Source organism: Streptococcus sp. OH4692_COT-348 (assembly GCF_003859975.1).
GTDB lineage: Bacteria > Bacillota > Bacilli > Lactobacillales > Streptococcaceae > Streptococcus.
Genome location: NZ_RQZB01000004.1, coordinates 32291 through 46345, shown reverse-complemented (window position 1 = coordinate 46345; position 14055 = coordinate 32291). Strand labels below are relative to the sequence as shown.

Annotated in this window: 12 protein-coding genes; all 12 read left to right on the top strand. The window is 36.1% G+C overall.

Features of this window, described 5'->3' with window-relative positions; genetic code table 11:
• The first annotated feature begins 164 nt into the window (after positions 1-164).
• The 12 genes from EII37_RS03120 (at position 165) to EII37_RS03065 (ending at position 14046) form a co-directional block, all read left to right on the top strand.
• On the top strand, positions 165-2132 hold the full coding sequence (locus EII37_RS03120) for a peptide ABC transporter substrate-binding protein (protein ID WP_124787558.1): 1968 nt from the start codon (positions 165-167) through the stop codon (positions 2130-2132).
• Positions 2133-2278: 146 nt separating this feature from the next.
• Positions 2279-4240 (top strand): peptide ABC transporter substrate-binding protein, encoded by a 1962-nt coding sequence (locus EII37_RS03115; RefSeq protein ID WP_185695943.1) that lies wholly within the window; start codon positions 2279-2281, stop codon positions 4238-4240.
• A 195-nt stretch (positions 4241-4435) separates the two neighbouring features.
• Positions 4436-5881, top strand: a complete 1446-nt coding sequence (locus tag EII37_RS03110) for an LCP family protein (RefSeq protein WP_124787556.1) — start codon at positions 4436-4438, stop codon at positions 5879-5881.
• 1 nt (position 5882) lies between these two features.
• Positions 5883-6614, top strand: coding sequence for a capsular polysaccharide biosynthesis protein Cps4B (gene cps4B / locus EII37_RS03105; protein ID WP_124787555.1), 732 nt, complete (start codon positions 5883-5885; stop codon positions 6612-6614).
• Positions 6615-6622: 8 nt separating this feature from the next.
• On the top strand, positions 6623-7315 hold the full coding sequence (gene cpsC, locus EII37_RS03100; RefSeq protein ID WP_124787554.1) for a capsular polysaccharide biosynthesis protein CpsC: 693 nt from the start codon (positions 6623-6625) through the stop codon (positions 7313-7315).
• A 9-nt stretch (positions 7316-7324) separates the two neighbouring features.
• Entirely contained in the window at positions 7325-8008 is a 684-nt protein-coding gene (locus EII37_RS03095) for a tyrosine-protein kinase (RefSeq protein ID WP_020901549.1), read from the top strand.
• A gap of 22 nt (positions 8009-8030) precedes the next feature.
• Positions 8031-9398 carry a sugar transferase gene (locus EII37_RS03090; protein ID WP_124787553.1) on the top strand — a complete coding sequence of 456 codons (1368 nt, stop codon included), beginning with the start codon at positions 8031-8033 and terminating at the stop codon, positions 9396-9398.
• 4 nt (positions 9399-9402) lie between these two features.
• Positions 9403-10188 (top strand): phosphorylcholine transferase LicD, encoded by a 786-nt coding sequence (locus tag EII37_RS03085; protein WP_124787600.1) that lies wholly within the window; start codon positions 9403-9405, stop codon positions 10186-10188.
• A 19-nt stretch (positions 10189-10207) separates the two neighbouring features.
• Positions 10208-10930 carry a WecB/TagA/CpsF family glycosyltransferase gene (locus EII37_RS03080; protein WP_124787599.1) on the top strand — a complete coding sequence of 241 codons (723 nt, stop codon included), beginning with the start codon at positions 10208-10210 and terminating at the stop codon, positions 10928-10930.
• Positions 10905-11990, top strand: coding sequence for a glycosyltransferase family 4 protein (locus tag EII37_RS03075; protein ID WP_124787552.1), 1086 nt, complete (start codon positions 10905-10907; stop codon positions 11988-11990). The genes EII37_RS03080 and EII37_RS03075 overlap by 26 nt, the downstream gene beginning before the upstream one ends.
• A complete protein-coding gene (gene wecB / locus EII37_RS03070; protein WP_124787551.1) occupies positions 11987-13081 on the top strand; it encodes a non-hydrolyzing UDP-N-acetylglucosamine 2-epimerase in 1095 nt (364 codons plus the stop codon). The genes EII37_RS03075 and wecB overlap by 4 nt, the downstream gene beginning before the upstream one ends.
• Complete coding sequence (locus EII37_RS03065; protein WP_124787550.1) at positions 13081-14046, top strand: glycosyltransferase family 2 protein; 966 nt, start codon at positions 13081-13083, stop codon at positions 14044-14046. Before wecB ends, EII37_RS03065 begins: the two co-directional genes overlap by 1 nt.
• Positions 14047-14055: the final 9 nt, after the last annotated feature.

Below are 14055 nucleotides of genomic sequence, written 5' to 3'. Positions count from 1 at the left end.
TGAGGACCTCAAGCTTATAGAGTTTGAGGTTTTTTGATAAAAGTTTTTCAGAGAATTTTTTTAAAAATATTTGTTAGAATTTTCTAAAAAATCTCTCAAAAGCTCTTGCATTTATAGAAAAATAGGTTATAATGGTGAAAAACCTATCTTAGAGGAGATTGCCTATGAAATCGAAAAAGTGGCTCTTAGGAGCGGGAGTGACCTTGAGTGCGGCCCTTCTTTTGGCAGCTTGTGGTAAAAGCGAAAAGAATGCGGACGCTCCTAAAACATTTTCTTATGTCTACGCTATGGATCCATCATCTTTGGACTACAGCGTGACGAGCAAGAGCTCAACTTCTGACGTTATAGCAAACGTTGTCGATGGCCTTTTGGAAAATGATAAGTATGGGAACTTAATTCCATCGCTTGCAGAAGACTGGTCCGTTTCTAAAGATGGTTTGACTTATACCTACAAACTTCGTAAGGGTGTAAAATGGTATACTTCTGAAGGAGAAGAGTATGCCGAAGTCAAGGCCCAAGACTTTGTTACAGGTTTGAAACACGCAGCTGATGGCAAATCAGACGGTCTCTCTCTCCTTCAAGATTCAATTAAAGGATTGGCTGCCTACATCAGTGGTGAAAGCAATGACTTTTCGACTGTAGGTGTAAAAGCTGTTGATGATTACACGGTTGAATATACGCTCAACAAACCAGAAAGTTTTTGGAACTCTAAAGTAACAACAGCAACCATGCTTCCAGTGAATGAAGAATTTTTGAATTCTAAAGGAAAAGACTACGGAACTCCTACTCCGTCAAGTATTCTTTATAATGGGCCTTATCTATTGAAATCATTGACGTCAAAATCTGCCATCGAATATGAAAAAAATCCGAACTACTGGGACAAGGATAATGTTAAGATTGACAGCATTAAACTGACCTTCTATGATGGTTCCGACCAAGAATCTTTGATTCGAAGCTTTACACAAGATGCCTATACTACAGCTCGTCTTTTCCCAACAAGCTCAAACTTTGAGTCAACTAAGAAAGAGTACGGAGATAAGATTGTCTACAGTCCACAAGAAGCGACAAGCTACTATCTCACTGTTAACGTAAATCGCCAGTCTTACAATAAAACGGCTAAAACAGACGAAGCTCAAAAGACTTCAACAAAAGAAGCTCTCCTTAACAAGAACTTCCGTCAGGCATTGAACTTTGCCCTTGACCGTCACTCTTACACGGCTCAGTTAAATGGTGAAGAAGGTGCGGATAAGATTATTCGTAATAGCCTAGTGCCTCATGACTATGTCCAAGTTGGTGAAAAGACCTTTGGTGAACTGGCTCAAGAGCAGTTGGTTTCTTATGGGGAACAGTGGAAAGATGTAGCTTTGACAGATGGTAAGGATACGATTTATAATCCAGAAAAAGCTAAGGCTGCCTTTGCAAAAGCAAAGACAGAATTGCAAGCAAAGGGTGTGATCTTCCCGATTCGTTTGGATATTCCGGTTGAACAAACAGATGTGATTGCTGTCCAGCAAACTAACTCACTTAAGCAATCTATCGAATCAACACTTGGTACTGATAATGTCATTATCGATGTCCTTCAAATGACTGATAATGAAAAAATGAGCATCACGTCTCAAGCTAAGGTTCCAGCACAAAAAGACTATGACTTGAATGGAACTGGTTGGGGTCCAGACTATCAAGACCCAGCTACCTACCTAAACATTCTCGATGCTAAGAAGGGGTCTGCTCTTAAACACTTGGGGATCACTCGCGGAAAAGATCCAGAAGTAATGGCTCAAGTTGGACTGGACGAATACAAGAAACTCTTGGACGATGCCGCAGCTGAAACAAGTGACCTCAATAAGCGTTATGAGAAATACGCTAAAGCTCAAGCTTGGGTATCGGATAGTTCACTTTTAATCCCAGTTGCCTCTTCAGGTGGTTCTCCGACTGTTAGTCGAACTGTACCATTCACAAAAGCATACTCTCAAGTCGGAATCAAGGGAGATCCATTTGTATTCAAAGGTTTAGAGTTGCAAAAGGATGTTGTGACGACAAAAGAATATGAAGAAGCTCTCAAGAAATGGCAGAAAGAAAAAATCGAAACAAATGCCAAATACCAAAAAGAGCTTGAAAAACACATTAAATAGTTTATAACAAGACAAGGAAGTTGCAGAGAATCTGTGCTTCCTTTTTTGGTTATGGGATGTTAGTCGCTTAGAAACTAGTAACTTTACATTTTTGGATAAATTTGATAAAATATGGATATGTTATAAAAAGTGACATAAAGGAGTGGGTGATGACAATGAAAAAAAGACTTATCGGAACTGGTCTTGTTCTAGCTACAGGGATTTTACTCTCGGCTTGTGGGCAATCTAACACAGATACAAAGACGTATTCGTCAACTTTTAGTGGAAATCCAACAACTTTTAATTATCTTTTAGATTATTATGCAGATAATACATCTATAATTACTAATCTTGTGGATGGTTTGCTAGAAAATGATAGCTATGGTAATCTGACACCAGCTCTAGCTGAGGATTGGTCTGTTTCAGCAGATGGTTTGACTTATACCTATAAACTCAGAAAAGATGCCAAGTGGTATACGGCTGATGGAGAAGAATATGCTCCAGTAAAAGCACAGGACTTTGTTACTGGGATCAAATATGCTTCGGATAACAAGGGGCAAGCGATGGATCTCATTCAAAATTCAATCAAGGGATTGAATGACTATGTGACTGGTGTGACAAATGATTTCTCTACCGTTGGTGTCAAAGCCTTGGATGATTATACGGTTGAGTATACTTTGACACGACCAGAACCTTATTGGAACTCTAAGACGACTAATAGTATCCTCTTCCCGGTCAATGAAGAGTTTTTGAAGTCAAAGGAAAAAGAATTTGGTACCTTGACGCCAAGTAGTATCCTTTACAACGGACCTTACTTGTTAAAAGATTTCACATCAAAATCTTCGATCGAGTATGTGAAGAATCCACACTATTATGATCATGATAAAGTAACCATTGAAAAAGTTAAACTGGCTTATTTTGATGGTTCTGATCAAGAGATGACTATTCGAAATTTTGAAAGTGGGGCCTATTCTCTGGCAGGAGTTTATCCAAACAGCTCTAACTATGCCAAGACAAAAGAAAAATATCAAGACAATATTGTTTATAGCTTACAAGACAAGACATCTTGGTACTTTAACTTTAATGTTAACCGTAAAGCTTATAACCATACAGCTAAAACAACAGATGAACAAAAGAAATCAACTCAAATAGCAATTTTAAATAAGAACTTCCGTCAAGCAATCAATTTTGCTATTGATCGTACGGCTTATTCTGCCCAATCTAATGGTCAAGAAGCAGCAAGCAAGACCCTCCGTAACACCCTTGTTCCTCCTACTTTTGTACAAGTGGGAGATAAGAGTTTCGGAGATGTGGTTTCTTCTAAACTTGTTCAGTACGGAACAGAATGGTCAGGCATTAACTTGGCGGATGCCCAAGACGGATACTTCAACAAGGAAAAGGCCCAAGCAAAATTTGCGGAAGCTAAAAAGGAATTGGAATCAAAAGGGGTGACCTTCCCTATTCATCTGGATGTTCCTGTTGATCAAACCAATAAAAACGCGGTTTCTGGTATGAATTCGGTTAAACAGACCTTGGAGACCGTATTTGGGGATGACAATATTGTGGTTGATGTGCAACAATTATCTACGGATGATTTCAGCAATGTTGCATTTCTTGCTCCGAATCCAGCGTCTCGTGATTACGACTTGAACTTTGATGGTTGGGTGGGTGATTACCAAGATCCGTCAACTTATCTTGATCCATTTAATGCAGAAGATGGTTTCTATCTCAAGATTTTTGGTTTGGATGCTAAGGAAGATCAAGAACTGATTAAGAGTTTAGGTCTCGATACCTATACGAAACTTTTAAAAGAGGCAGATGCGGAAAACAAAGATGTTGCTAAGCGTTATGAAAAATATGCTGAAGCACAAGCTTGGATGATTGATCATTCTCTAATCATGTCTACGATGTCAAGTGGTGGTACAGCCTCTGTCACCAAAGTAACTCCCTTTACACGTGCTTACTCTCTAGTGGGCATCAAAGGTGATGGAAATAACTACAAGTACATGAAACTTCAAAAAGACCCTGTTACCAAGAAACAATTTGATGAAGCTAAGGCTAAGTGGGAAGAAGAAAGTAAGAAGGCTATTGAAAAAAGCCAAAAAGAATTTGAAAGTCATATCAAATAAAAAATAAGAACGAGGATACTTTACCATCAGTATCCTTGTTTTTTGTATAAGAGGCCAATTTACAAAATAGGTATAATTTTCAGGTGATTTTAGTAAAGAAAAAGCGATGAAAACGCTGATAAGAAAAGGAATAAATGGAAATTGTTTCATGATTGTGATATAATAGCTCTGATAATCAACATATAGGGGAAAACTATGAATAAACGTTCAAAAAGAACCCGTTCGGGGAAAGTTAAGCGGAGTGTTAATATAGCTTTATTAACCATTTATGTATTATTGGGTGGGTTTTTGCTGTTTTTGATTTTTAGACATAATATATTGGCGTTTAGATATCTGAATGTTATAACGGCAGCCGTAGTGATTTTGGTCGCTTTAGCGAGTCTGCTTTTGATCATTTATAGAAAAGCAGAAAAATTTACGATTTTCTTTTTAACACTAGCTATTTTAGTGAGTTCAGTTTCTTTCTTTGCACTGCAACAATTTGTCGGCTTTACTAGTCATATCAATTCTACGTCGAATTACTCAGAATACTCAATGAGTGTTGTTGTTCTGAAAGATAGTGAGGTTCATAATGTCACACAACTAGATAGTGTTACAGGGCCTACGGATACAGATAATGAGAATATTCAAAAATTGATAGCTGATATCAAAACTAGTCAGAGCAAAGAATTGACTGTTGAACAAAGCACTTCATATCTTGCAGCTTATACGAGTTTGGTATCGGGTGAAGCAAAAGCGATTGTCTTAAATAGCGTCTTTGAAAATATTATAGAATCTGAGTACCCTGATTACGCATCAAAAATTAGGAAAATCTACACTAAAAATATCACCAAGGAAGTAGCTGCTCCTAAAGTTTCTAAGAATAAGTCCTTTAATGTCTATGTGAGTGGTATTGACACTTACGGCCCAATTAGTTCGGTTTCTCGTTCAGATGTCAATATTTTGATGACTGTTAATCGAGATTCTAAAAAAATTCTATTGACAACAACCCCTCGAGATTCCTATGTTCCGATTGCAGACGGAGGGAATAATCAAAAAGATAAATTGACTCATGCAGGTATTTATGGAGTAGACTCCTCTATTCATACTTTGGAAAATCTTTATGGAGTTGATATTAACTACTATGTTCGCTTGAACTTTACTTCGTTCCTGAAGTTGATTGACCTTTTAGGCGGTGTAGATGTGTACAATGATCAGGAGTTTACATCTCGTCACGGGAAGTTCCATTTCCCAGTAGGAAATGTTCATTTAGATTCTGAACAAGCTCTTGGGTTTGTTCGTGAACGTTACTCTTTAGCTGATGGGGATCGTGACCGTGGTCGTAATCAACAAAAGGTCATCGTCGCAATCATTCAGAAATTAACTTCTACCGAAGCATTGAAAAATTATAGTGACATTATTCAAGGCTTACAAGATTCCCTCCAAACAAATATGCCAATCGAAACGATGATGGATTTGGTTAATGCTCAATTGGAGAGTGGTGGTAGTTATAAAGTCAACTCTCAAGATCTCAAAGGTACAGGTCAAATGGGACTTCCTTCTTATGCTATGCCAGATAGTAATCTCTATATGATGGAAATCGATGATAGTAGTCTAGCAGCTGCTAAAAGTGCGATACAAGATGTGATGGAGGGAAGATGATATGATTGATATCCACTCTCACATTGTCTTTGATGTAGATGATGGTCCAAAGTCTATAGAAGATAGTAAAGCCCTTTTAAGAGAAGCATATAATCAAGGGGTTAGGATGATTGTTTCGACTTCCCATCGTCGAAAAGGAATGTTTGAGACTCCAGAAGAAAAAATAGCGACGAATTTTTTAAAGGTTCGTGAGATTGCTAAAGAAGTGGCAGATGATTTGGTCATTGCTTACGGAGCAGAGATATACTATACTCCAGATGTTCTAGAAAAACTTGAAAACAAGCGTATTCCTACTCTTAATGATAGTCGTTATGCTTTGATTGAATTTAGTATGAATACACCCTATCGCGATATTCATAGAGGGTTAAGCAATATTTTGATGTTAGGGATTACCCCGGTGATTGCTCATATTGAACGTTATGATGCGTTGGAAAACAATGAAAAGCGTGTTAGGGAACTGATTGATATGGGCTGCTATACGCAAGTAAATAGTTCTCATGTTCTAAAACCTAAGCTCTTTGGTGAAACCTATAAATTTATGAAAAAGAGAGCCCAATATTTTTTGGAGAAAGACTTGGTTCATGTCATTGCAAGTGATATGCATAACTTAGATAGTAGACCCCCCTATATGGAGGAGGCTTATCAGATTATTTCGAAAAAGTATGGTAGAGCCAAGGCGGAAGAGCTATTTGTAGAGAACCCTAGGAAAATTATAATGGATCAAATAATTTAGGAGAAAATATGAAAGAACAAAATACTATGGAAATCGATGTATTTCACCTATTTAAAATTCTTTGGAAAAGAAAAATTCTAGTTGCATTGGTAGCAATTGTAGCTGGAGCTTTAGCTTTTGCTTATAGTGCTTTTATCGTTAAACCGGAGTTCACTAGTACTACACGGATTTATGTAGTCAACCGTAATCAGGGAGATAAGCCTGGTTTGACAAATCAAGACTTGCAAGCTGGATCATACTTGGTTAAAGACTATCGTGAAATTATTTTGTCTCAAGATGTTTTAGAAAAAGTTACATCTGATTTGAAATTAGATCTGTCACCAAAAGCTTTGGCTAGTAAAGTCAAGGTAACTGTACCAGTCGATACCCGTATCGTTTCTATTTCAGTTAATGATAGAGTCCCTGAGGAAGCTAGTCGTATCGCTAACTCCTTGAGAGAAGTAGCTGCTGAAAAGATTATCAGTATCACACGCGTTTCTGATGTCACAACACTTGAAGAAGCTCGTCCCGCTATAGCACCATCTTCTCCAAATATTCGTAGAAATACAATTATAGGTCTACTTGGAGGAACAGTCTTTACGGTTATCGCTGTTCTTATCGTTGAACTGGTTGATACACGAGTGAAACGTCCAGAGGATATTGAAGATGTTATGCAAATCGCATTATTGGGAGTTGTTCCAAATTTGGATAAATTGAAATAGGAGAGAGATATGCCGACATTAGAAATAGCACAGAAAAAATTAGATCTGGCCAAAAAAGCGGAAGAATACTATAATGCCTTGCGTACGAATATACAATTGAGTGGAAATAATTTACAAGTGATTTCTATCACCTCTGTAAAACCAGGTGAAGGAAAGTCAACGACTTCTACAAATATTGCTTGGGCATTCGCGCGTGCAGGTTATAAGACCTTGTTAGTAGATGCTGATATTCGGAATTCTGTCATGTCAGGTGTCTTCAAATCGCGTGAAAAAATTACGGGGTTGACAGAATTTTTATCTGGAACAACAGATCTATCTCATGGTCTATGTGATACCAATGTTGAAAATCTATTTGTGGTTCAAGCTGGGTCTATCTCACCAAACCCAACTGCTTTATTGCAAAGTGAGAACTTTAGTACTATGATTGATACACTTCGCAAATATTTTGATTATATTATTGTTGACACAGCGCCTATTGGTATCGTTATCGACGCAGCTATTATCACACAGAAATGTGATGCATCTGTTTTAGTTACTGCTGCAGGAGAGGCTAACAGAAAAGATGTTCAGAAGGCTAAAGGTCAATTGGAACAAACGAATAAACCATTCTTAGGAGTTGTATTAAATAAATTCAATACTTCAGCTGAGAAATATGGTTCTTACGGTGAGTATGGTTCTTACGGTAAAAAATAAGGGATAGACTAAGGAAGTAGTTATGGAAGAGAAAGGGATAAAAATATCTCTGGCAGTAATTCAGAGTTTTATAGTAGTGTTACTAGGGTATTCTCTTAGTTTTGTTAAAGAGACAGATATTCTTTCAACAACAATGATTGTCCTATATATTCTCCACTACATAGTATTTTATTTTAGCGATTACGGTCAAGATTTTTTTAGACGAGGAAATTTGATTGAATTTGTTCGCTTGGCAAAATATATCATTTTCTTTGCGTTGGCGATTAGTCTTTCTAATTTCTTTTTAGAAGAACGCTTTAGTATCTCTAGACGAGGTATGGTGTATTTCTTAACCTTACACTCGATTCTAATGTATCTAGTCAATATTTGTATCAAGTATTATTCGAAACGGATATTTCCTAATTTGAAATGGAGTAAAAAACTATTCTTGATTACAGCAACATCTAGAGTTGAGAAAGTGATGGATAAATTACTTGATGCTGGTGATTTCTTTGGAGAACTGGTGGCAGTTAGTGTATTAGATAAACCTAATTTCCAACATGATACTATTACAGTCGTACCGGTCGAAGATATTTTAAATTTTGCAACTCACGAAGTTGTGGATGAAGTGTTCATAAATCTTCCTAGTGAAGAATACGATATTGGTGAATTTATTTCTCGTTTTGAAACGATGGGAATTGATGTAACGGTTAATCTAAATGCTTTTGACCATAATCTAGGGCGTGATAAGAAAATCCGTGGGATGGCTGGTCTAAATGTCATTACTTTTTCGACGAAATTTTATAAGAATAGTCATGTCATTGCTAAGCGTGTCATAGATATTATTGGTTCTATTTTTGGTTTAATGATTTGTGGCTTAGTCAGTATAGTTCTAGTACCAGCTATTCGAAAAGATGGTGGACCTGCTATTTTTGCCCAGACTCGTATAGGAAAAAACGGCCGACATTTTACGTTTTATAAATTTAGATCAATGTGTATTGATGCTGAGGATAAAAAGAGAGAATTGTTGGAGAAAAATACTATGCAGGGTGGTATGTTTAAGATGGACAATGATCCTCGCATTACAAAAATTGGTCGTTTTATCCGTAAAACTAGCTTGGATGAACTTCCTCAGTTTTGGAATGTTCTGAAAGGAGATATGAGTCTAGTTGGAGCAAGACCGCCAACAGTTGATGAATATGAAACATACACACCTGAACAAAAACGTCGATTGAGTTTTAAACCAGGTATCACTGGACTTTGGCAAGTTAGTGGTAGAAGTGAGATTAAGAATTTTGATGAAGTCGTTAAATTAGATGTCGCTTATATAGACGATTGGACAATTTGGAAAGATATTGAAATTCTACTAAAAACAGTTAAAGTTGTATTTATGAGAGATGGAGCGAAGTGATTTTATGAATAAAGTGAGGGAAATTCAACTAGGAGAATTATCTTTATTGAAAAGTTTTATTGCTATTTGTAGTAAATATAACTTAAGATATTATGCTTTGGGAGGAACATTGCTAGGAGCAGTTCGTCATAAAGGATTTATTCCTTGGGATGATGATATGGATTTAGGAATGCCTCGAAAAGATTATGAAACATTTTTGTTTATTTGTAACAAGGAACTTCCAGAACATGTTGTTTTGAGACTTCATGATGACAATTTAGGGAATACCTCTATTATGGATACATCCTTACAAATTCCATTTGGAGATGAACTATGTAGTCCATTCATAGATATTTTCCCTTTGGATGGTTATCCAGATGATAGTTTCCGTTATTTTATTCATACAAACAAAATTAAATTTTATCGTGCACTTTCTAAAATTTCGGTAATCGATCGTCTACATGACAGAGATCGGGGAAGTTTTGAAAATGCAATTGTGAGTATATCAAAAGTTTTGAAATTAAATAAACTTCTAAAAACAGCCACTGTTAACAACAAATTACAAAATCTAATTAAACAATATGATTTTGAAACTAGTTCAATAGTAGGGAATGTACTAGGTTCATACAGAGAACGTGAACTTGCTAGAAAAGAAGTATTCGGTGAACCACAATTACTAGAGTTTGAGAACGTGGAAATAAGTTGCCATGCAAACCCAGATGAATATTTAACAAAAATATATGGTGATTACATGAAGTTACCCGAAGAAGCAGAACGTAAGGGTCATTTCGAGTCTACATGGGGAGATTAATTTGAATAGTTTTGATTTAATGGGGGTCAGGATTGACCCTTTAACAATGGATGAAACAGTACAGGCAGTTGAGAAATTTGTCATTGAACAACGTCCTCTTCATTTAATGGGTGTAAACGCTGATAAGATTAACCAATGTCAATCAGATGAAGCCATTAAGAAGATAGTTAACGAGTCTGAAATCATCAATGCAGATGGTGCATCAGTAGTTCTAGCTTCTCGATTTTTGGGCTACCAAGTTCCAGAGCGAGTTGCTGGAATTGATTTAATGCAAAGATTATTAAAATTAGCTGATGAAAAATCTTATTCAGTGTATTTCTTTGGTGCTAAAGAAGAAGTTTTGCAAGATATGTTACAAAATTTTAAAGAAGAGTATCCAAATCTACGAGTAGTTGGACATCGTAATGGTTATTTTTCTGAGGAAGATGAGCAAGATATTCAGGAAGATATTCGTGAAAAGAATCCCGACTTTGTATTTGTTGGAATTACTTCACCTAAAAAAGAATACATCATCCAAAAATTTATGGATAATGGAGTGAATTCTATTTTTATGGGTGTAGGTGGTAGTTTTGATGTATTGTCTGGTCACATTCAGCGTGCCCCACTTTGGATGCAGAAATCAAACTTGGAGTGGTTGTTCCGAGTTGCTAATGAACCAAAGCGTCTCTTTAAACGATACTTTGTAGGGAATGTTACCTTTATTAAGCGAGTTTTAGATGAGAAACGAAAAACGAAAAAATAATATTTTACATATTTCACGAACGATGGATATTGGTGGTGCTGAGAGAATCGTGTACCAGTTGAGTTCTGATTTGAAAGATGAGTTTGATAGTGTCCATGTTGCTTCTACAGGAGGCCTTTGGGAACCAGAATTAGAGACCCAAGGAATTATCCATCATAAAATTCAAGATATAGACAGCAAAAATCCTCTTACTGTGTTGAAATTGCTTCTTGAAATTTATCAAATTATTAAGACAAATGATATTACTCTGGTTCATACGCATCATCGAATGGCAGCTTTTTATATTCGTTTGTTAAAACTGATTAATCCGAAGCTAGTCCACGTTTACACTGCTCATAATGTCTTTAAAGATAAGTTGTCTTTATATAGATTTTCACTGAAAAATGCCTATAGTATTGCAGTTGGTCAAGCAGTTAATCAAAATTTGAAAGATGATGTGGGAGTTGCAAATAGCACTGTTATCTATAACGGAGTGATCTTGAAACAGTCAGATAGACAAGTTGACGAGATTATGAAGTTTGATGGAATCAAGCTAGGCTGTATTGCAAGATTATCTGAACAAAAAGGTTTGACCTATTTGATTGATGCTATTTCTTTGATTTCAGATGAAAAACTTCGTTTATTTATCGTTGGGGATGGAGAGCTTAGAGCCGAATTAGAAAACAAGGTTAAAGAACTAAATCTGGAAGATAAAGTATCTTTTTTAGGGTATAGACAGGATATAGTGGAATGCATTAATAGTTTTGATTTCCTAGTGTCTTCGTCATTGTTTGAGGGTTTGGCTCTAAATGTTATTGAGGCATTTATGAATGGAAAAACCATGGTTGCGACAGATATCCCTGGCATTAATGAAGTTGTTACAAAAGAAAATGGGATCTTGATTCCTGCTAAAGATGCTAGGGCCTTAGCTTCTGCTATTGAGAGTCTGGCGACTGACTCAACTCTTAGAACTAGGTTAGCTCATCAAGCTAAAAAAGATTATGAAGAGAAGTTTAGTTATCCTTTATTTTTAGAGAATTATCGTAAATTTTATCAAAAACTAATGGGAGATTCAAAATGAAAAAAGTAATGTTAGTTTTTGGGACGCGTCCAGAAGCAATAAAAATGTGTCCCTTAGTGAATGAACTGAAGAAAAATGATTCAATCAAAACACTTGTGTGTGTAACTGGCCAACATAAAGAAATGTTAGAGCAAGTTTTAGATGTCTTTAAAGTTGTTCCTGATTATGATTTAGGAATTATGAAGGCAAATCAAACACTATTTACAATCACGACAAGTATTTTAGATAAAATTCAAGCAGTTTTAGAGCAGGAAAAACCAGATATTGTTCTTGTTCATGGGGATACTACAACCACTTTTGCGACAGCTTTAGCTGCATTTTATATGGGGATTAAAGTTGGACATGTAGAGGCAGGATTGAGAACTTATAATCTTCAAAGCCCATTTCCTGAAGAATTCAATCGTCAAACTACTTCAATTATTGCGGATTTCAATTTTGCTCCGACAGAAGTGGCTAAAGAGAATCTTCTAAAAGAGGGAAGAGAGAATATCTATGTTACTGGAAATACTGTCATCGACGCCTTGAAGACAACTGTTCAAGATCATTATGATCATCCTATTTTAGAGTGGGCTAAGGACAGTAAACTAATCATGCTGACAGCCCATAGACGTGAAAATCTTGGTCAACCCATGGAAAATATGTTTAATGCAGTTAATCGTATCCTGAATGAGTTTGAAGATGTTAAAGTCGTATATCCTATTCACAAGAATCCTAAAGTTCGTGAGTTAGCAAGTAAAGTGTTTGGTGATAATGAACGTATGCAAATCATTGAACCTCTAGAAGTCATTGATTTCCATAATTTTATGAATCAAAGCTACATGATTTTAACAGATTCGGGTGGTGTACAAGAAGAAGCACCTTCTTTAGGTAAACCAGTATTGGTAATGCGTGATACAACAGAACGTCCAGAGGGGATTGCTGCAGGAACCTTGAAATTAGTAGGAACAGAAGAAGAAAATATTTATACTAATTTCAAACTGCTTCTAGAAGATGAAACAGAGTACAGCAAGATGAGTAAAGCAAGTAATCCATATGGAGATGGAAAAGCTTGTGAGCGTATTGTTGATATCATTTTGGAAGGATTATCATAATGGATAATGTTTCTATTGTTATACCAGTGTACAATGTCGAGAACTATCTTCAATATAGTGTAGGCAGTTTAAGAAAGCAGACCTATGAGAATATCGAGATTATTCTGGTAGACGATGGTTCGACGGATAGTTCTGGAGAAATTTGTGACCAATATGCTCGAGAAGATGACAGAATTAAAGTTCTGCATATTGAAAATGGCGGACAATCTAGGGCTAGAAATATAGGAGTGAAAGAGGCTTCCTCTGACTGGATTATGTTTCTAGACTCAGACGACTATTATGGTTTAAGAGCGGTTGAATATTTAGTTGATTTAAGAGACAAATATGACGTCGATTTGGTTGTGACCTCAATTGTTGAAGTAAGAGATCATAAAATAAATAGTATAGGCGAGAGTTTTTCATTAGAAAATAGTAAGAAACTAGATAAAGATGAAGCTCTTGTTCAAATGTTTTACGGGAATAGTATAGGCACGTCTCCTGGGGGAAAACTTTATAAGAAAGATATTTTATTAAAGTATCCTTATCCAGAGGGAATGATATATGAAGATTTAGCGATTGCCTATGAACATATTGCAGCAGGTGGAGAGATTGCGGTAGGATTCATTCATCTATATAAATATTATCGGAGACCAGGAAGTACCGTTAATGCTGTATATAGTACAAAACTTCTAGACTTTTACAAGGCAATGGATTGCAATAGGAGTTATGTAAAACGAGACTTTTCAACCAATCAGGAAATGCTTAGAGCCTTAAATGTACGGTATGTTTTTAATGGTTTTCACATTGTCCATGCATTACTCGGTTCCAAGATGTATCACGAAGTTAATAAGGTACGCAAAGAATACATTCAATATTTCAAAGATGTTGTTCCGAATCCAAATGTTACAAGGAAAAATAAATTGAAATATATATTGTTTCTAGTATCTGCAAAATTGTATAACACTATTCGAAATAAGATTGGATAATTTAAATAA